This is a genomic window from Pseudomonas sp. B15(2017), from assembly GCF_002113215.1.
Classification (GTDB): domain Bacteria; phylum Pseudomonadota; class Gammaproteobacteria; order Pseudomonadales; family Pseudomonadaceae; genus Aquipseudomonas.
Map to the genome: position 1 here is coordinate 425,787 of NZ_NEJZ01000002.1, position 19,683 is coordinate 445,469.

Annotated in this window: 20 protein-coding genes; 9 read left to right on the forward strand and 11 right to left on the reverse strand. The window is 58.7% G+C overall.

From position 1 onward, the window contains the following. The first annotated feature begins 101 nt into the window (after positions 1-101). The 3 genes from CAF73_RS04675 to CAF73_RS30400 are packed head-to-tail and all read left to right on the forward strand — an operon-like array spanning position 102 to position 3,006. On the forward strand, positions 102-959 hold the full coding sequence (locus CAF73_RS04675) for a Pnap_2097 family protein (RefSeq protein ID WP_085702089.1): 858 nt from the start codon (positions 102-104) through the stop codon (positions 957-959). Further along, a complete protein-coding gene (locus CAF73_RS04680) occupies positions 956-2,677 on the forward strand; it encodes a methylmalonyl-CoA mutase family protein (protein ID WP_256574613.1) in 1,722 nt (573 codons plus the stop codon). Before CAF73_RS04675 ends, CAF73_RS04680 begins: the two co-directional genes overlap by 4 nt. Beyond that, on the forward strand, positions 2,677-3,006 hold the full coding sequence (locus tag CAF73_RS30400; protein WP_256574614.1) for a cobalamin-dependent protein: 330 nt from the start codon (positions 2,677-2,679) through the stop codon (positions 3,004-3,006). The genes CAF73_RS04680 and CAF73_RS30400 overlap by 1 nt, the downstream gene beginning before the upstream one ends. 60 nt (positions 3,007-3,066) lie before the next feature. Here CAF73_RS30400 and wrbA read toward each other — a convergent pair whose 3' ends face one another. Together wrbA and CAF73_RS04690 are read right to left on the reverse strand one after the other, a co-directional pair. Beyond that, positions 3,067-3,669, reverse strand: a complete 603-nt coding sequence (wrbA, locus tag CAF73_RS04685) for an NAD(P)H:quinone oxidoreductase (protein ID WP_085702090.1) — start codon at positions 3,667-3,669, stop codon at positions 3,067-3,069. A 72-nt stretch (positions 3,670-3,741) separates the two neighbouring features. After that, on the reverse strand, positions 3,742-4,626 hold the full coding sequence (locus tag CAF73_RS04690) for a pirin family protein (protein ID WP_075944561.1): 885 nt from the start codon (positions 4,624-4,626) through the stop codon (positions 3,742-3,744). A 144-nt stretch (positions 4,627-4,770) separates the two neighbouring features. On the opposite strand from CAF73_RS04690, the gene CAF73_RS04695 reads away from it, so the two are divergent. Both CAF73_RS04695 and CAF73_RS04700 read left to right on the forward strand, forming a co-directional pair. Continuing rightward, positions 4,771-5,664, forward strand: a complete 894-nt coding sequence (locus tag CAF73_RS04695; protein WP_085702091.1) for a LysR family transcriptional regulator — start codon at positions 4,771-4,773, stop codon at positions 5,662-5,664. 318 nt (positions 5,665-5,982) lie between these two features. Beyond that, positions 5,983-6,459, forward strand: coding sequence for a nuclear transport factor 2 family protein (locus CAF73_RS04700; protein WP_075944559.1), 477 nt, complete (start codon positions 5,983-5,985; stop codon positions 6,457-6,459). Positions 6,460-6,595: 136 nt separating this feature from the next. Here the strand turns inward: CAF73_RS04700 and CAF73_RS04705 are convergent, their stop codons facing one another. Next, positions 6,596-6,958, reverse strand: coding sequence for a helix-turn-helix domain-containing protein (locus tag CAF73_RS04705; protein WP_075944558.1), 363 nt, complete (start codon positions 6,956-6,958; stop codon positions 6,596-6,598). Between the two features lie 118 nt (positions 6,959-7,076). Between CAF73_RS04705 and CAF73_RS04710 the strand changes: the two genes are divergently transcribed. Then, positions 7,077-8,066, forward strand: coding sequence for an NADPH:quinone reductase (locus tag CAF73_RS04710; protein WP_085702092.1), 990 nt, complete (start codon positions 7,077-7,079; stop codon positions 8,064-8,066). Between the two features lie 112 nt (positions 8,067-8,178). Here the strand turns inward: CAF73_RS04710 and CAF73_RS04715 are convergent, their stop codons facing one another. The 7 genes from CAF73_RS04715 to CAF73_RS04745 form a co-directional block, all read right to left on the reverse strand. Then, a complete protein-coding gene (locus tag CAF73_RS04715) occupies positions 8,179-9,858 on the reverse strand; it encodes a methyl-accepting chemotaxis protein (protein WP_085702093.1) in 1,680 nt (559 codons plus the stop codon). Between the two features lie 230 nt (positions 9,859-10,088). Further along, positions 10,089-11,036 (reverse strand): transporter, encoded by a 948-nt coding sequence (locus CAF73_RS04720; RefSeq protein WP_075944555.1) that lies wholly within the window; start codon positions 11,034-11,036, stop codon positions 10,089-10,091. A gap of 215 nt (positions 11,037-11,251) precedes the next feature. Then, on the reverse strand, positions 11,252-12,205 hold the full coding sequence (locus CAF73_RS04725; protein WP_075944554.1) for a fumarylacetoacetate hydrolase family protein: 954 nt from the start codon (positions 12,203-12,205) through the stop codon (positions 11,252-11,254). Positions 12,206-12,213: 8 nt separating this feature from the next. Next, entirely contained in the window at positions 12,214-12,591 is a 378-nt protein-coding gene (locus tag CAF73_RS04730; RefSeq protein ID WP_075944553.1) for a YciI family protein, read from the reverse strand. Next, positions 12,584-13,564 carry a VOC family protein gene (locus CAF73_RS04735; protein WP_075944552.1) on the reverse strand — a complete coding sequence of 327 codons (981 nt, stop codon included), beginning with the start codon at positions 13,562-13,564 and terminating at the stop codon, positions 12,584-12,586. Before CAF73_RS04735 ends, CAF73_RS04730 begins: the two co-directional genes overlap by 8 nt. Before the next feature lie 13 nt (positions 13,565-13,577). Next, positions 13,578-13,892 (reverse strand): NIPSNAP family protein, encoded by a 315-nt coding sequence (locus CAF73_RS04740; protein WP_075944551.1) that lies wholly within the window; start codon positions 13,890-13,892, stop codon positions 13,578-13,580. Positions 13,893-13,897: 5 nt separating this feature from the next. Further along, positions 13,898-14,791, reverse strand: coding sequence for an NAD(P)-dependent oxidoreductase (locus tag CAF73_RS04745; RefSeq protein ID WP_075944550.1), 894 nt, complete (start codon positions 14,789-14,791; stop codon positions 13,898-13,900). Between the two features lie 138 nt (positions 14,792-14,929). Between CAF73_RS04745 and CAF73_RS04750 the strand changes: the two genes are divergently transcribed. Next, positions 14,930-15,832, forward strand: coding sequence for a LysR family transcriptional regulator (locus CAF73_RS04750; protein ID WP_075944549.1), 903 nt, complete (start codon positions 14,930-14,932; stop codon positions 15,830-15,832). A gap of 14 nt (positions 15,833-15,846) precedes the next feature. Here the strand turns inward: CAF73_RS04750 and CAF73_RS04755 are convergent, their stop codons facing one another. Then, entirely contained in the window at positions 15,847-16,752 is a 906-nt protein-coding gene (locus CAF73_RS04755; RefSeq protein ID WP_075944548.1) for a LysR family transcriptional regulator, read from the reverse strand. A gap of 134 nt (positions 16,753-16,886) precedes the next feature. Between CAF73_RS04755 and salA the strand changes: the two genes are divergently transcribed. Both salA and CAF73_RS04765 read left to right on the forward strand, forming a co-directional pair. Then, a complete protein-coding gene (gene salA / locus CAF73_RS04760; RefSeq protein WP_371918956.1) occupies positions 16,887-18,200 on the forward strand; it encodes a salicylate 1-monooxygenase in 1,314 nt (437 codons plus the stop codon). Positions 18,201-18,273: 73 nt separating this feature from the next. Then, positions 18,274-19,647 (forward strand): aromatic acid/H+ symport family MFS transporter, encoded by a 1,374-nt coding sequence (locus tag CAF73_RS04765; RefSeq protein ID WP_075944547.1) that lies wholly within the window; start codon positions 18,274-18,276, stop codon positions 19,645-19,647. Positions 19,648-19,683: the final 36 nt, after the last annotated feature.

Genomic DNA, 19,683 nt, shown 5'->3' on the forward strand with positions numbered 1-19,683 from the left:
GTTATTAATCATAACGATATGAAATCACCAACAAAGTGGTACGTCATTCGCAATTGGGTAGCCGTCAGCCGCCCTCCGCGGCGAAACGACGGATTCCTGCCATGCCAACAGCCACCACGCTCATCGCTTCCCGTACAGAAACCTACCTGGCTTCGATGCCCAACCTGGCCTTCACCGGGTTGTCGGAAAACTGGTTGTTGAAAGAGTGCGGCCATCAACACTGGCTCGCCCTGGCGCAATTGCATGATCGAGCGTTGCCTGATTTCGTCGATGACCAAGGACGCATCGCCTACGCCGCGTTCACGGCGGTCAATACTTGGGATTTGAAGCTGGAAGCGATCATCGAAAATCGCGAGTTCCGGATTCATACCCGGATCGGTCGCGGCGGCCAGGCCCGGCATTTCAGCGAACATGAAGTCTGGCTGGGCGATCGCGTCGTGGGGCAACTGGCGCTACTGTCGACCTTCATCAGCCGGCATGTACCGGGGGACAATCGCAGTGTCAGCAAGGCTTGCCTCAGGGGCTCGACGGCAGCAGTGACCGAGCTGCCGCAGGCACTGCAAGTGCTGCATGTCGACAACCGTCGGATACGCAGCGGGAATTGGCACAGTCATTACGGTATGGATCGCCAGGCAACCGCGGCGCAGGCATTCGATTTCACGCCCTGCCCCGACATCGATTTCAACGGTGCCGACCTGCTGTACTTCGCCAACTTCCAGGCCATGGTCGAGCGTGCCGAATGGGCCCTGCTAGGGTTGCGCCGCCCAGGTCATGTCCGCCAACGCGAGCTGCATTTCTACGGCAACCTCAATATCGGTGACAGCGTGCAACTGCTTTTGCACACGACATCGCCAAGCCATCGCGAGCTTCACTGGTGCGAGGTATTTCGGCGTAGCGACGGGTTCAAGCTGGCCGATGTGTTCACCCGCAAACACCATCTTTCGGACTGCAGCCGATGAGCCATTCTCCCCTTTGGCGACCCGAAGGTCTGCGACTCAAGACGTTGTACCAGAGCAGTGACGTCGAAGGTCTTGAGCACCTGCACAGCCTGCCCGGCAAGGCACCCTTTGTGCGTGGCCCCTACGCCAGCATGTACCTGCAAAAGCCCTGGACCGTGCGTCAATACACCGGGTTCGCCGGCGCCGAGGCGAGCAATCAGCGCCTGCGCCAGCGCCTGGCCGAAGGCGCCACCGGCCTGTCGCTCGCCTTCGATCTGCCGACCCATCGCGGCTACGACTCCAGCGATCCACACTGGCAAGCCGACGTCGGCAAGGCAGGCGTGGCCATCGACAGTGTTGAGGACATGATCGAGTTGCTGGACGGCATCGCCCTGGACCAGGTCTCGGTGTCATTGACCATGAACGGCGCGGTACTGCCAGTGCTGGCGGCCTTCATCGTTGCCGCTCAGGAATCCGGCGTCGCGCCGGAACGGCTCAGTGGCACGATCCAGAACGAGATTCTCAAAGAGTTCATGGTTCGCAACACCTACATTTTTGCGCCGAAACCTTCAATGCAGATCACTCTTGATGTGATCAGCTACTTGAATGAGCACGTACCTCGGTTTAATCCGATTTCGGTGTCCGGTTATCACTTTCAAGAGGCCGGGGCCGACACCGTGCTGGAGCTGGCACTGACCCTGATCAACGCAAGGACTTACGCCGAGCAAGTGCAAAACAACGGCCTGGACGTGCAGCGATTCTGCGAACGCATCAGTTTCTTTTTCGGCATCGGCAGCGACTTTTTCAGTGAAGTCGCCAAGTGTCGTGCGGCACGCCTGTTGTGGTGGGAAATTACCCGGGACCTTGGAGTCACCCTCGATAAAGGCCAGGCGCTGCGCATGCATTGCCAGACCTCCGGCTGGTCCCTTAGCGCTCAGGACCCGCTGAACAATGTCGTGCGCACCACCGTCCAGGCCATGGCCGCGGTCTTCGGCGGCACCCAGTCGCTGCACACCAATGCCTGGGATGAAGCCCTGACGCTGCCCAGTGAGGCCTCGTCGAGACTGGCGAGCAATACCCAGCACATCCTTCAACAGGAAACCGGCCTGTGCGACGTGGTCGACCCGTGGGCGGGGTCTTACATGATGGAAGCCTTGACGGCGCAGCTGGCGCAACAGGCGCGTCTGCAAATGGCCGAGATCGATGCCCTGGGTGGTGTGTTCCAGGCGATTGAGTCCGGCGCGATCAACCGGGCCATTCACCATCAGGCCATGGCTACCCAGGCACGTCTCGATAGCGGGATTGCACGGCGTGTCGCTGCAAATGAACCCGCGCAGGAGCCGGTGACGCCCGTGGACAGTCAGGCACTGCGCGCCCGCCAGGGCCAACGCCTCAACCGCCTGCGACTCAAGCGCGACAACGCTCGGGTTGAGGCGCAGCTGCATTCGATCACCGAGTGCGCACGCTCGGGCCAGGGGAATCTGCTGGAGAATACCGTGGCGGCCATCAGCGCGCGGGCGACACTTGGTGAGTGCACCCAGGCACTGGAAAAGGTCTGGCCTCGGTTCAGGCAAGGGCTGGATTTCAGTGTGGGGCACTATGGACCGTCTATGAGTCAGCAGCCCGATTGGGCGATCGTTGCGCAGCGCCTGTCGACCTTTGTCGCCCAGAGTGGTCGCCGGCCCAGGATCCTGCTGTCTAAACTGGGCAGGACGGGCATGACCGCGGGATTCGCTTGATGGCTGCAGCGCTGGCCGATGCCGGTTTCGAGGTGCGCCTGTTGCCGCTGTTTCAAACGCCGGCGCAGGTGCTGGACGTCTTGGACGATGCCGATTTACCAGATCTGATCGGCGTTTCAAGCCTGGCCGGAGCGCACACGGAACTGCTGACTGAACTGTTGGGTTTGTTGAATCAACGAAGGATTGACGTTCCGCTGGTCGTCGGCGGCATTATTCCGCAGGCCGATGTACGACTGTTGCTGCAACGGGGGGTCAAGGCCTGCTTCGGACCGGGACAGGAGGTAGCGCAGATGGTCGGCCAACTGATCGATCTGCTCCACGTTGCCTGACTGTAGGAGCGAGCACGCTCCTACAGAAAGGCGTTCAGGCCGGTGTGAGTTTCACTACATTCAGGACGCGGCGAGTTTCGCGGCAATCTTCGTCACGTACTCACCTTGGTACCGTGCGATGCCCAGTTCCTTGGCATCCGGCTGGCGCGAGCCGTCACCGCCGGCGATGGTGGCCGCGCCGTACGGTGAGCCGCCGCGCGTCTGGGAAATATCGAACAGCGCCGGGTCGCCGTAGCCGATGGGCACGATCACCATGCCGTGGTGCGCCAGGGTGTTCCAGGTGGAGGTAATGGTAGTCTCCTGACCGCCACCGGTGCCAGTGGAGGTGAACACGCTGGTCACCTTGCCCACCAGCGCGCCTTTGGCCCAAAGGCCGCCGGTCTGATCCAGGAACGTACGCATCTGCCCGGCCATGTTGCCGAAGCGTGTGGGCGTGCCGAAGATGATCGCGTCGTAATCGCCCAACTCGCTCGGCGAGGCAACGGCCGCCTGTTGCTCGGTCTTGCCGTGAGCGGCCTTGAACGCTTGCGGGTCCATGGTTTCCGGGACGCGCTTGACGGTCACTTCCACCCCGGCCACCTTGCGGGCGCCTTCGGCGACAGCGTGAGCCATGGCCTCGATATGGCCGTACATCGAATAATAAAGAACCAGTACCTTTGCCATCGTGCTTTCTCCTGAATCGCTATGGACGAGCAACATTGCCCGTTATGGGTGATGGATCTACTGCGCAAAACGCTACTTGAAAACGGGAATGGAGGCCGAAGCCTGGCGAGCCGTTTTTTGCTGACGCATCCGATTGGCAATCTCGGCGATTTTCGCCTCACCGGCGCGTAAGGCTTCGTCGTTGGTATGCACCGAGTAGTAGCCAAGCTTGAGATCGTACGGGTGAGGAAAGGCCGACCCCAGGACGAATACGGCGTCCCTGTTCCCGGCTTCCAGCGTTAACGCCTGATGACCTGGCTGGAAGACCACCATTTCCCCGGATTCGATCTTATCTGGCGTGTGAACAGCACCTCGGCTGACGCATAGCCACAACGTGCGGTGTCCTTTGGGCGGTGTGTAGGTCCAAGACTCGCCGGCAGGTATTGTCACCAGCAAATAGTTCACGCCTGCAGGCGCTCGGATGGGGCTTTGCACGCCTTCGTAGCGTCCGACGATGACTCGAGCAGGACCGACCTGGGGCGTTGCACTCGCCTCCAGATACTGACTGTCGACCGGAGCGCTCTCCAGCTCAGCAGGTAGGGCAAGCCACAGCTGAAAACCCTGTACTCGCGCGGATGTGCCACTGGACAGTTCCTTGCCATGCCAGACCCCTGCCCCCGCTCGCAGCCATTCAACGCCTCCGTAACCAATGGTTCCGCTGCCGGCGTCCGGATCATCGAAGTGCATGTTGCCTTCAGTGATCACGGTGACTGTCGCGATGCCCGAATGCGGATGCACGGGCATCTGCCCCAGAAATGAACTGGGCGCATCGAACAGGTCCAGGAACACGAACGGCTTGAGCAACTGACCGAAATCCGAGGGGCTCATCAGCCGGACGATGGGGCCGTGGCTACTTCCGGAGTTGCGGTGGCTGATTTGACGAGTATGGCCAGTGTTGCGAAGGGCGGTGAGGTTCATGCGATGTCCTCTGATGATGTGAGTACCCACAAGCGCCGGAGTCAATCTGCGGTGACCTGTAACGTGAATTCATCATAGACAGTCGGTATTCGTTTGATTAGCGGCTAGAGTAGAGTTTCACTCATCCATATTTGGCCTAATCGAATGTTCGACTTGAACGACGTCGCCATTTTCATTCAGATCGTCGACGCCGGTAGCTTTGCCGATGCGGCCCGTCGCACCGGCGCATCCGCCAACACGCTGAGCCGGCGCATGAAGCAGCTGGAAGAATCCATGGGCGTGCGACTGCTGCATCGGTCCACCCGCAAGCTGGTACTGACCGACGCTGGAAAATCGCTCTATAGGCAAAGCGCCAGCCAGATAAACGAGTTGTTCGAGCTCAGTCGTCAACTCATCGGTGGGGTTCGGGAACCGGTCGGCAGGCTGCGGATCGCGGCGCCGGCTGATTTTTTTGAAGTATTCCAGATGGATTTCGTCGCGGATTTCCTGGCCCGTTACCCCAAGGTCAGCCTGGATTTTGTCTTGAGTGACCAGCGGGTGGATCTGATTGCCGAAGGTATCGACATCGCGTTCCGGTCCGGCGTCATGTCCGATTCGAGCCTGGTCGCGCGCAAAATAAACACCGGTCGCCGAATACTCGCAGCCAGCCCGCGATACCTCGAAGCTTATGGTGTGCCAAAGGATATTCAGTCGTTAAGCGAACACAACTGCATTTTTCCGGCGCACCCGTCGGGTCAAGCCACCTGGCACCTTGTCGGCCCCCACGGCGCCACACAGTTGAGCGTGACCGGCCGATTCAGCGCGAGCAGCGCCCAGGCGCAATTGAAAGCAGCCGTAGCCGGATTGGGCATCTGCTTTTTGCCGGACCCCATTCTGCGTGTAAGCCTGGGCAGTGGCAGTCTGGCGGAGGTGCTGTGTGACTACGGCCAGCAAACCAATGATTTATTCATCGTCTTCCCCAGCCGCAATCAAATCCCCTTGGCAGTCAGCAAGTTTGTTGAAGAGGCGATCGGGCATTTGCAAGGGGCGCTGTATTAGCAAGGTACGTCCACTCACCCTTGACACCAGGTCACTGATCGCAACAATGCGATAGCGTTTGCTACAACTCGACACGGCGGATGAGTTGCACTCTGGAAAAGAGCAATCAACAACTCGAATTATCGATATCTATTAACGACAGCCATACATATCTATAACTATTGAAAATACATTAAATAACCCTGCACCAGTATTGCCATCAGCGCGAACATCAAAATTCGGCAACTTAAAAAATAATGTATGCGAGTATATCCTCGCCTACACTCGCTTGAAGTTAATGAAAATGCTCTCCGTTATTCACCCACTGGAGTTTTAAGCATGGCTGATTCTGAAACCCGCCCCCCTCTCCCTCCCTTTACTCGTGAAACCGCTCTGCTCAAGGTCCGTCTTGCCGAAGATGGCTGGAACACCCGTGATGCGCAGAAAGTATCGCTGGCTTATACACCCGACACGAAGTGGCGAAATCGTGTCGACTTCGCAACCAACCGGGCCGAAGCAGCAGCATTCCTGACGCGTAAATGGAACAAAGAGTTGGACTACCGACTGATCAAGGAACTGTGGGCTTTCACGGATAATCGTATCGCCGTTCGCTATGCGTATGAATGGCATGATGACTCAGGAAACTGGTTCCGCTCCTACGGTAACGAGAATTGGGAGTTCGCTGAAAACGGTCTGATGGCGCACCGTTTTGCCTGTATCAACGACATGCCCATCAAGGAATCGGAGCGCAAGTTCCGCTGGCCGCTGGGACGCCGCCCTGACGATCATCCCGGCCTTAGCGAGTTGGGCCTGTAATAGTCAATTCATCAATCTACGCCAGCCTGCGTGTTTCGATCACTGGCGATTACCTGCAGGAGGCCCGCTTTACGCGGGCCTTTCTTTGGCTGCCTTGAGGACTGCGTGGACCAGTCCGCGACACTGCTTTGTGCTTTCAGTCGTCAAAACTCAACACCGTATCAGGCGGAAAAATGCCCACATGCGCCTGAAACGCAACACCCCACTCCTTCATCGCCAGCATGACCGGCCCCAGCGTAAGCCCCAGATCAGTCAGTGTGTATTCCACCCGGGGAGGCACCTGGGCGTACACCTTTCGCGCGAGAACCCCGTGGGCTTCCAGTTCGCGAAGTTGCAGAGTCAGCGAGCGTTGCGTAATCCCCTCGCCAATGAGGCCTTTCAACTCGCCAAAGCGCTTCGTACCGCTGAGCAAGTGGTACAACACCAGCGGCTTCCACTTCCCTCCTGTTACCTCGAGCATCACTTTTACGCCACAACGATAGGCTGTTCTCTCAGTCATTTACGGTCCCGTTGGTATACATTTTTTCCCTATATATCAGTGATGTGCCTACTTGTGAAATAACCTGAGTCAGTGACCAATAAGGTGTTCGCATTATTACTACTCAAGGACACTTTGTATGAAAGCTGCATATTACGATCAACTGGGAACTGCGGTCGAAGTACTGAAAGTCGGTGATGTTCCGACGCCGGCTCCCGGCCCTGGAGAAGTCAGGGTCAAAGTGGCCATGTCCGGCGTGAACCCTAGCGACATCAAGGGCCGGAGCGGCTTCAAAGGTGCCATGCCTTTCAAACGCATCATTCCTCATCAGGATGGCGCTGGTGTCATCGACTCGGTGGGACAAGGAATTTGCGAATCCAGAATCGGCGAACGGGTATGGATGTTCGAAGCTCAATCGGGCCGCGCATTCGGTACCGCCGCCGAGTTCGTGGTGCTGCCCGCAGGCAACGTCGTTCGTCTGGCCGATGACGTCTCTTTCGAAACCGGCGCGAGCCTCGGCATTGCTGCGCTCACTGCTCACTATTGCCTGTTCGCCGATGGCGAACTCACTGGCAAAAGAGTATTGGTTCAGGGTGGCGCAGGCGTAGTGGGCGAAGCGGCGATTCAGTTGGCGAAGTGGACTGGCGCGTGGGTAGCAACCACAATTCGCCATGCCAGAGATGTAGAAACGGCAAAAGCCTCGGGAGCAGACCTGATCATCAACATGCGCGAGGAGGATGTCAGTGTGGCAATCAAAGCAGCGACCCATGGCAAAGGCGTCGACCGTATCATCGAGGTTGACCCAATCGCCAACCTGAAAATCGACATGGACTGTCTGGCCAGGGGCGGCACCATTAGTGTTTACGCGGTAACTACACCAGATGCAGAATTATCCATTCCCGTCATGAAATCCATGGGCAACTGCTCCGTGTTGCGCTTTGTACTGGTCTATAACATTCCCGATGAAGCCAAGCGTCGTGCAATTGGAGATGTGACATCGTGTATTGCCCAAGGCGCGTACAAACCTACGATCGGTTTGACGGTACCGCTGGAGCAAATCGCGCAGGCGCATGGGGCGTTGGAGACCCGTGCAGTCAAGGGCAAAGTGTTGATAGACCTTCAGCCGTAAACCATCGCCCCTCGAGCTGCGCCCTCTCGGCAAGTACCATCGAAAGGCACTTGCCGAGAGGGCGCAGCTCGTTACGTTCCTGAGTGCATGCCCAGTACGATCACTACCGGGATCATACCCGGAACTGTTTGACCGCCAGGTTCAGGCTCTCACTTAAACTCGCCAGGTCCCGCGCAGTCTGAGCGCCGTGTTGCGTTTCCTGAGCGACCGTTTCGACTGCCTGTGCGATCTGCTGGATGCTGCGATTGATGTCTTCGGAGACCATGGTCTGCTCATCGGCCGCGCTGGCGATCTGCGTGTTCATGGTGTTGATGGTTTCGATCTGGGTCGCGATGACGCGCAACGACGCGGTGGCATGCGCAGCCTGCTCGCTGGTGCGGCTGCCGGCGTCACTGGATTGCTTCATGGCGTTGACGGTGTCGATCGTGCCTCGCTTGAGCCGATCGATCATGGCCTGAATTTCCTGGGTGCTGGTTTGCGTGCGACCGGCCAGGGCGCGCACTTCATCGGCTACTACCGCGAACCCGCGCCCCGCCTCACCGGCGCGGGCGGCTTCGATGGCGGCATTGAGCGCCAGCAAGTTGGTCTGTTCGGCAATGGAGCGAATGACCCCGAGTACGCCGACGATCGATCCAACATCGTGTTGCAGGTGGTCCAGGGATTCGCCACTGATTTTCAGATTGCCAACCAGGGTGTAGATATTGTCCACGCTGGCATCCACCACACGGCTGGCCGAAGCGCCTTCGCCTTCCGCCTGACTCGCCGCTTCGGCGGCTTCTTGCGCGCTACGCGCCACTTGCAATGCGGTGGCGGACATTTGGTTGATCGCTGCGGCCACTTGTTCGGTTTCCTGGCGTTGCATGTTCATGGCTTTTTCCGATCGGCTGGCTTGTTCGGCGACATCGGTGATCAACACATTGAGTTCCCGTGACATGTGGGTGATTTGCCGGATCAGGCCATGGACTTTGTCCACAAAACGGTTGAAAGAGCCCGCCAGTTGCCCCGCCTCGTCGTTGCGAAGGACCTGCAGTCGACGGGTCAGGTCGCCATCGCCGGCAGCCACCTGTTCCATTTGGGTCCTGAGCAATTTAAGCGGTGACAGCAAGCGTCGAACCATCCACAACGCAAAGAACGCCAGGCTGACGGCCAACACCACGGTAAGGCCGAGCATGACGGTGATGAATTGCTCGCTGAGGGTTTTGATCCGCACAGTTGTGTCGGCAAGTTTGGGTTCGACGTCATCCAGGCTCAGGCCGGAGCCAATGATCAGGTCCCACTTTTCCAGGTACACGGCGTATCCGATTTTCGTGACTATGCGACCGCTGTCAGGCATCGGGATTTTGTAATTCTGGTAGTGGCTACCTTCCTTGGCTTTCCGGATCAGTTCGTTGATGGCGTAGACACCGTCGGCGTCACGCAGATTCCTGAAGCTCTCACCGATTTTCAGGTCCTTGTCTGCCCAGAACACGCGGGTGCTCTGGCTGTCATAACCGAAAAAAATGCCATCGATACCGTAGTGCAGCTGCTTAAGTATCGCCACGGCCTTGTCCCGTGCTGCCAGGTCACCCTGCGCCGAAGCCGCGTAGATCGGCGCAATGGCACTTTGCGCGACCTGCATGGCTTGCTCGAGTGCAACTTTGCGCTCGTTGATCAGGACTTCACGGGTATGAAGCACCTGTTCATCCGTAACCTGCTGCAACAGTACGATGGATACCGCGGTGATGATGCTGGCAAGGAGTACGACAGGGACGATACACAACAACACGAGTTTGCTACGGATGGAGTGGATCATTTTTTCGACACCGTTTTGTGGCGACGGACCCGCGCGTCAGTGGTCCGCTGCAAAAAAATAATGGACAGGCTGGCGAGCAAGCTCGCCAAAACGACGACAGGCACAATGCAGATCAGCAGGCATTTGCTTCGCAGTGAAAGATTCATTTCGTGGCTTTGGTCGAAGATGTCGAGATTGCCGAGCCCGTGATTCCTTTCCCGAGCCCAACTCAACTGTGAAACAGCGCAGCTTCAGAAGCGAAAGACCGCCTGCACCCAGAAACGATCACCTTCGGACCGGTTTTCCACTTTCATTTCATGCTGCCACTTCATGGCGAAACCCCATTGCGGCGTTTGATATTTAACGGCCGGACCAATGGCAAATACTTGCCCCTTGTTTCCGTCCAGATAGGTTTCACCATTTTGTTCATCATCGGTGATTTGCTTGTAGATGTAGCCGTTGACACCTACTTGCCATTCCTTGGTGACGTTATAACCAATGTTGTAGTCGGCGTTAAATTCGTCACCGGATTTATAGTTGGTTGCATCGTTCTTGGTGTTAACGAAATAGACCATCTTGGAACTTATTTCCAAGTTGTCTATTGGATAAGCGGTAAACGAATACCACGGCCCGTAAGACCAGGTATTTCGACCCGGGTTGAAGAGCCGATCTTCGTCGTAGGAACCGATCGGCGCGACGATATCCAGACCTAGCAGTTGGTGGAACCGTGGAGTACTCCAACTCAGGATTAGCGGAACCAGCGTCAGATCGCCCATGCCGTCCTGATGCTCGGTCTTGTGCACCCGGCCGCGCGGAGTGTCCACGTCGAAACTGATTTCGCCCTTGACCAGCGGCAATGCCATGCGGGTCTCAACCTTGGCGCCCAACAAAGTGAAATCCGTATAGACATAGTCCAGACGCAGAGAAATGGCCTGCACGTTCAGATCGAAATTATGGATGCCGGCTTTGTCGTGACCGTCGCTGTCTTTGGTCGAGTTGGCAACATAATCACTAAGATACCAGAACGACGTCAGGCCCGGCGGTGGCAACCTTCCGGAGGCTACGGTATTGACGCCAACCGGATAAACACTTCCACCGCCTTCCGTCGCTTGGGCGCTAGAAGGAAGTACTACGCCGGCCAACAGCAAGGCGGCAAAGTACTTGGACTCAGTGTTGGAGAATCGGACTACAGGCTTCATTTTTATATACCTTGTTGTATTTTTTATAGCGGTCGTTTCTTGCTTACTTGCCATTTACAGGCAGCACCAAACCCTTCCCTGATTTGGGAACTACTGATATTTGGAGCTACAGACATGTTGGCATCGACTTAATAAATAGTCTCGCTATTTAAAAAGTGTGCAACCTTGTGGCATAAAACCTGCCGATCAATAGCGATCGGCAGTTCGCACTGATATCAGGCGATAATCGTTTCCAACTCTCCCAGACCATCGATCCAGACTTTCAGCACGTCGCCCCGGGCTAGGAACACGCCCTTCTCCATGCCCACACCGGCCGGCGTGCCGGTCAGGATGACATCACCTGGAAACAGTTCGACGCGCTGGCTCAGGTATTCGATCTGATCAGCAATGCCATACAGGTGGTTGGAGGTGTTGGAGTCCTGCTCGATCGTGCCGTTACGCCACAATTTGATGTCGAGGTTTTCCGGGTCTGCGACGAACTGTGCCGGTGTTAGGTAAGGCCCCAGCGGACACGCGCCATTGAAAACCTTGTGACCGATCCAGTCAAAGCGGAACGGCGAACTGGCATCGACCGCGTCACGCACCAGGCTGTCCCTAGCCGAAAGGTCATTGGCGCAGGTGTAGCCGGCGACATAATCGAGCGCTTTGTCAGCACTGACACGATACGCGCGGCGTCCAATCACCACCGCCAGTTCGGCTTCCCAGTCGAGTTTCTTGGTGCCCTCAGGCATCTCGACGATCTGTTTGTGCGCCGCCAGACTGCCACGGCCGGCCTTGATGAAATGCCAAGGTGCAATGCCATCGGCGCGCGGATCGAGGGACAGGTTCATATTGAAGGCCAAGGCCATGGCTGCCACGTGATCGCGGTAGTTGGCACCGGCCGCGTAGATAGTGCCCGGCCGCTGCAAGGGTGACGCTAGTTCCAGTGCCTGCAAGTCGAGTAGATGAGCATCAAAATTACTCGGGTTGGCCGCAATGCTGTCAGCAAGAATCTGAAGCTGTTCGTTGGCGCCTGCCCAGTCCTCCAGCAAGCCATCGATCGCGATCACCTGCAGATCAACCGAAGCCGACTTTGCCGCCCGGCCCAAGTCGTAGGCCCGCTCACCGACCAACAGCCCTGTCGCAGGAACGACAGCGTCGGACTGATAGGCGAAAAGTTGATATTTCATAAGTCACCTTAAAGAAGCGAACCGCGTTTATCCGAGAAGGTCATGTGTACGGTGATGCCGCCTTCCATGAGCATCCACTTGCGTACCTCCGCACCGAACACACCGTTGGCAATGAACGGGTCGGCCTGGACCAGCCGTTCAGCCTCAGCCTGGTCCGCAGCCCGCAGAATGGTCATGCCGCCCAGTTGCCCCGGCGCGTACTGCTCGGAGACAAACGGCCCGGAAGCAAACAGCTCGCCACGATTCTGCGCGGCGATGGCCCACTGCAGGTGGGCCCCCAACAACTCCGACATGCGTGTCAAGTCCTTGGGCGTACGAAAAGCCACGAACAGGGGTTTGTTCAGCATGCCGGCAAGCAACGCTTGCTCCGGAGTCGTGTCAGCCATGGGCGAGCGCCTCATTCAGAGCCATGGACGGGCCTTGCTCAGCACCATCAGGCACTTCGTAGTTGTGGGCGAAGTCTTCCTTGGGTGGACCGACAGCCCACACAGCGGCCAGCTCATGCGGGCCCGCAGCATTCAACACGACCCAGTCGCTGTCATCTTCGGGGATCACGTCGATATCCCAGAAGTACTCCACCAGGCTATTCCACGGATCGCGGATGTAGTGGAAGTAGTTGGAGCCGCCAACATGGCGACCCAGGCCGAAAGCGCTGATGTAACCCTTGGCCATCAGGCTCTGGGCACCCATCTCGATTTCGTCGATGTCCATCACTTCGAAACTCAGGTGGTGCAGGCCGCTGTGGGAACTCTTGGCCAGGCCCAGCGCGTGGTGATCGCCACCACAACCGAAACGCAGGAAACCGAGGATATCGCCGGCGCGATCGGACACCTTCATGCCAAGCACCTGGGTATAGAACGCGATGGACTTGTCCACGTCCGGACTGAACTTGATTAGGTGGCCCAGGCGCAGCGGTGTAGCGATGCGCGACGACGAGGTCAGGTCGCAGGCACGCTGACCGATCCGGCGATAACGGCCATGGGTGTTCACTTCCGGGGTAGGCCGTGGCGCCGCAGGAGCTTCTACGCCTTCACAGATGTGGACCCAGTCGTTGCTCGGATCACGGAACCAGATGCCCTTTGAATCGATATTGAACGGCGCATCTTCAAGGGTAACGTTATGGCTCTTAAGGTTTTTGCGCACCTGTTTCATGCCGGCGGCATCGGTGCCATAGGCGACGTAACTCAAATGCTTAGGGCTGCCGGGCATCAAGCGAATCTGATCCTGGCCGCGACCTTTGCATCGCAGCACCAGATGCTCGCCCGATACGCGCGCTTCCAGGCCGAAGGCCTCATAGAACGCACGCCCTACTTCCAGATCCGGAACAGACAAACCTACGTGATGAAGAAAACGGATCATGACGGTATCTCCTTTACTGAATCGGGGAAAACGGTGCGCCGGTCAGCAACTCGACCTGCTGCGCCGTCACCATGTGCCCTGCCTTGCCGAGGAATTCGTGCCATTTCGGATTGCCCGACAGAGCGGCGCGCCGTTGAGCGCGGTCCTCATAGCTGGAAAAGCCCCAGATGTGGATGACCCTGTTTACGTCACCGGTTTCAGGCTTGAGGTAGGCAATGAGGTTACCCAGCGCTTCACTCTGGATTTTCAGGCCTTCGGCCTGGTACACACGAAGGAATTCATTCAGGGTGCCAGGCTTGAGTTGGTAGGTGCGTTGTTCAATAAGCATGTCGTTCACTCTTGTTGGGGACGTACACGGGAATCGGCTTCGATCAGCTTGATCACGGCGGAGATATCTTCTTCACCCATGCCCAAGTCCAGCGCACGGTTGAAGTAGGATTGGGCTGCACTGAACAGCGGCGATGCACAGCCCAGGTCCGCGGACAGGTCACCGGCCATGTGCAGGTATTTTTCCAGCGTCACGATCGGGCCTGGCGCTGGCTGGAAGGTGCGGCTGGCCATCATTGGGGCACGCACCATGAACATGGTCGAACTGCCCGCGCTCTGGCGGATCACTTCGACCACTTTTTCGGCGCTGAAGCCGGCGCGTACGCCCAGGTTCATGGCCTCAGCGGCGGCGAGCGTGTGGATGGTCAGCAGGTAGTTGGCGATCAGCTTCATTGCCACGGCACTGCCGAACTCGCCGATCCTGAACTGGATGTCCGCGATGGCACTGAGCACCGGTTGGCAGTGCTCGATCAGTTGCTCGTCACCTCCCAGGAACAGCGACGCCTTGCGGGCGAGCACCAGGGGTGGAGAACCGCTGACTTCCGCTTCCAGCACGCGGGCGCCCTTGCCTTGAATGCGCTCGGCCATCTGCACTTTGAAGTCGCGCTCATAGGTGCCCATCTCGATCAGAGTGTGATCCGGGCGCAAGGCACCGAGCAGTCCGTCAGGCCCCTCCATGATTTCGATCTGGGACGCTTCGCTCGGCAAGCAGGTGAGGATGAAGTCCGACTCGGCGGCGACTTCGGCAGGACTGTTGAGGGCAATACCACCCAATTGCACAAAGGGTTCACGGTCACGGCGACGGTAACCAACCACTCGATATCCGGCAGCGAGCAGGTTACTTGCGATGGGCAGGCCGAGTTGGCCGATACCCACCATTCCGATAGTGATAGCGCTCATTTTAGGCTTCTCTTGTTGTTATTGTTGCGGTTGTAAACCGCAACGCGTCATTGGCTGCTAACTTAGGCGCGGCTTCGATCGAGAACAAATAGCCTGAGTTATTTATAACTAGTAATGAGAGTGATACGAGGCGCTGCGATGAAGGATTTGAACCTGCTGTTTGCGTTCGAGGCACTGTGGCGTGACCACTCTGTGTCCATCGCAGCCGATAATCTGGGGGTCACCCAGGGTGCGGTCAGCAGTTCGCTAAAACGCTTGCGCCAGGAGTACGGCGACCGTCTGTTCACTGTAGTAGGCCGGCGCATGGAACCCACGCCGTTCGCCGTGCAAATCGCACCGACGCTTCTCGAAGCCCTGGACCTGGTGCGCGAGGCACAGAGCCGCGCCCTTGAGTTTTCCCCGCAGCACTGCCGCAAAGTATTCACCGTGCGCACACGAGACATCGGCGAGGCCGTGTGCCTGCCGACGATTCTGAAGATGCTGCAAACCCAGGCGCCTATGAGCCGCATCAATACCGTCGCCAGCAGTGTCGAAGAGACCTTGATCGGACTGTCCACGGGTCGCATTGACCTGGCGATTGGTTACCTGCCGACTCTGAAGACGGACATCCACCGGACTATCGTGTCTTCGCAGCATTACGTCTGTGCGCTGCGCCGGGGCCACCCGTTGGCCGACGCAGAGTTGACCCTAGAGCGCTTCTTGGCGCAGCAACACTTGCTGGTGGAAACCGGCGGCACCGGGCACGTGCTGCTCGAGCGCGCGCTGATCGAAGCCGGCGCGCGCCACAACATCGGTGTGCGCATTCCCCAATATCTCTCGGCCCCGCACCTGTTGCTGGAGTCGGACATGCTGTGGGTAGTGCCCAACGTGCTGGGCAAGACCCTGTCGAGATTCTTTCCCCTGCTACTCAAACCCCTGCCCCTGGTGCTGCCGGAATTCGACATCGCGCTCTACTGGCATGACCGCTTTCACCGCGATCCGCAGAACAAATGGTTTCGCGAGATGTTGGCGGCCGCCCTGCGCGAGTCCCTTGCAGACTGAGAGCGGGTCGACCGTTAGGCCTCGGAAAACAGCTCGAACATCAGTTGACGCAACCAGCGGTTGGCCGGGTCGCGGTGGTACCGCGCATGCCACAGCATGTTGATGGTGAACTCGGGAATGTCCACCGGGTGCGGCAGCGCCGTCAGGCCGAAGTGTTCGAGGTTCACCGTGGCATAACGCTCCGGCACCGTGGCCACCAGATCGGTGTGTTTGAGGATGTGGCCGATGGCGGCGAAGTGCGGCACTTCCAGGCGAATCGAACGCTCGATGCCCAAGCGCATCATCAGTGTATCCGCTTCGCCGTGGCCGGTGTTGGCCGCAACGACCCGCACGTGACCGTAGGCACAAAACCGCTCCAGGGTCAGCGGTTCCCTGGTTGCGGGGTGATCCTTGCGGCAAAGGCACACATAGTGCTGGCGCATCAAACGACGCTGGAAGAAGCCTGCGCGCAATTGCGGGATCAGGCCGATTGCAACGTCCACAGTACCATTCTGCAAGTCTTCGTTGAGGCTCATCGCATTGTCGCGAACGGTGCTGATCTTGCAACCGGGGGCCAGGCGCGCCAGGGCATCCATCAACCGGGGTATCAGGTAGATCTCCCCGATATCGGTCATCGCCACGGTGAATGTCCGCGCGCTGCTTAGGGGGTCGAAGGTGTTGGCCCGACTCAAGGCATCGCGCAGCGTGTCCATGGCCTGCAACACCGGCTCGGCCAGTTGCTCGGCGTACGGTGTGGGCTGCATGCCGTGATAAGTACGCACAAACAGGTCATCCCCCAGCGCCGCCCGCAGGCGCTTGAGCGCATTGCTTACCGCCGGCTGCGTAAGCCCGAGGTTTTCCGCCGCAGTCGAGACGCGACGGTCGAGCAACAGCTGGTTGAAAACCACCAGCAGGTTCAAATCCAGGTCATGCAGTTCCATGGTTACGCTCTAAATCGGGGCTGGGCAGGTCCGCAAAAGTAATATTCAGACTGGTGATAGATCTTATACGGGTCAGTGCATTTATCAATGTCACTGCGTTACTCATGATGGTTCCCACAACAAGAATTTCCGTCATGGGTATCCCAATGAATAACAACAGCTCCAAGCAATCCCTGCGTATAGGTATCGTCGGCGGCGGCATTTCCGGCGTCGCCCTGGCCCTTGATCTCTGCCGCAACAGTGACGTCGAGGTGCAGCTGTTTGAAGCTGCACCGGCCTTCGGTGAAGTGGGTGCCGGTGTCGCGTTCGGCGCTAACTCGGTGCGTGCTCTCAACGGCCTCGGTATCGGCGACGCCTACCGCAAAGTCGAAGACCGCACCCCTGCCCCCTGGGAAGACGTTTGGTTCGAATGGCGCCACGGCACCGGCGAATCCAAGTACCTGGCGACCACCGTAATGCCGGGCATGGGCCAGTCTACGGTGCACCGCGCCGACTTCCTCGATGTGCTGACCACGCACCTGCCTGCGGGTATCGCGCAGTTCAATAAACGCGCCGTGGGTGTTGAGCAGAACGGCAACGAGGCCCGTGTCACGTTCGCCGACGGTACCGACTACCGTTGCGACCTGCTGATTGCCGCAGACGGCATCAAATCGGCGCTGCGCGCTCACGTACTCGAAGGTATCAACGCTGAACCGGCCGAGCCGCGCTTCACCGGCACCTGCGCCTATCGCGGCATGATCGACAGCGACACCCTGCGTGCCGCCTACCGCGCCAAGGGCATCAATACTCATCTGGTGGACGTGCCGCAGATGTACTTGGTCAAGGACGGGCACATCCTGACCTTTCCGGTGAAACAGGGTCGCATTATCAACGTGGTGGCGTTCCTTTCCGACCGCTCCAGCGCCACCCCGCAATGGCCGGCCGACGCCCCGTGGGTGCGCAAGACCACCCAGGCGCAGATGCTCGAAGACTTCGCCGAGTGGGGTGAGGCTGCCCGCACGCTACTCGAGTGCATTCCCGAGCCGACCTACTGGGCATTGCATGACCTGGCCGAGTTGCCGGGCTACGTGCACAACCGCGTGGTGCTGATCGGCGACGCCGCCCACGCCATGCTGCCGCACCAGGGTGCCGGTGCCGGCCAGGGCCTGGAAGATGCTTACTTCCTGGCACGCCTGTTGGGCGACTCGCGGCTGACCGCCGACAACCTCCCCGCCGTGCTCACCACCTACGACGAACTGCGCCGTCCGCGAGCGTGCAAGGTACAACGCACCTCCTGGCAGGCAGGCGAGCTGTACGAGATGCGCGACCCCGAGATCGGCGCTGATGAGCAGGCCCTGGCGGCCAAGCTGGAAAGCCGTTTCAACTGGTTGTGGAACCACGACCCGGAAACCGATGTGGTCGAGGCGCGCGCGCGTCTGGGCTGGGGGATGCCGTCAGACGCATCCTGATCGTCTGCGCTCAAACCGGGGTGCGCCCAGGCGACACCCCGGCTCAAATAACAATTACAAGAAGAGCCATGCCATGCGAACTATCGACGTAGCCACCCTGCTCGACGGGGCCCGATTCAATGCCTTTCACGCACGCCTGCTGTTCTGGGGTGCGCTCATCATAATTTTCGACGGTTACGATCTGGTCATCTACGGCGTGGTGCTGCCCGCCCTGATGAAGGATTGGGGCCTCACTGCGTTGCAGGCCGGTCTGTTGGGTAGCTGCGCGCTGCTGGGCATGATGGTCGGCGCGCTGTTTTTCGGTCAATTGTCGGATCGAATCGGCCGGCGCAAGACCATCACAATGTGCGTGGTGCTGTTCAGCGGCATCACCGTAATCAACGGCTTTGCCCGCACCCCTGAAGAGTTCGCTTTTTTCCGTTTTCTGGCCGGTATCGGCATCGGCGGGGTCATGCCCAACGTCATCGCGCTGATGAACGAGTACGCGCCGAAAAAGTTGCGGGGTACGCTGATCGCCGTGATGTTCACCGGTTATTCCGTCGGCGGCATGTTGTCCGCCGGGCTTGGCATGTGGCTGATTCCGCAATATGGCTGGTCGTCGGTGTTCTTAGTCGCAGCCGTGCCATTGGTCGTGTTGCCCCTGTTGGTCAGCCAGCTGCCGGAGTCGATCAACTTTCTGCTGCGCAAGACTAGGGTCATAGATGCCCAGCATTTGCTGCACCGGGCAGAACCTGAATACATCCCGCACATGGATGACGAACTGCATCGCGAGGCTGGCCAGGCCCCCAAGGTCTCTGTCGTGCAGATCTTCCAGGACGGACGCCTGATCAATACCCTGCTGCTCTGGTTGGCGTTCTGCTGCAGCCTGCTGATGATCTACGGCATCAGTGCCTGGCTGCCCAAGCTGATGAACACCGCCGGTTACGGCATCAACTCCAGCATCGGCTTTTTGCTGGTGCTCAATTTCGGCGCGATCTTCGGTTCTCTGTTTGGTGGCTGGCTGGCCGACCGCTTCGGTCTCGGCCGGGTGCTCCTGTGTTTCCTGACCGCCAGTGCGCTGGTCTTGGCATTGATGGCGGTGAAGGCGCCACTGTCGGTGCTCTATGTGTTGATCGCCATAGCCGGCGGCGGCACCACTGGCGCGCAGATCCTCGCCAATGCCTTCGCGGTGCAGTACTACCCGGCGCACATCCGCTCCACCGGACTGGGCTGGGCCATGGGCATCGGCCGCATCGGCGCAATCATCGGCCCGATGCTCGGGGCGGCCATGCATGCCGCGGAACTGCCGTTGCAGTTTTCCTTTCTGGCTTTCGCTGTCCCGGGGCTGATCGGTGCCGGGGCGATCGGACTGTTCCTGATTCGGGTCAGGCGCCAGCGCCCCACCGACCCGGACGTGAAGGCCGTTCAACCGTTGTCGCCCTCCTCCGTGCCACAGGCCAATCCGTAATGACCCCTGACGTTCTTGCAACCTGCATCTGGAAGC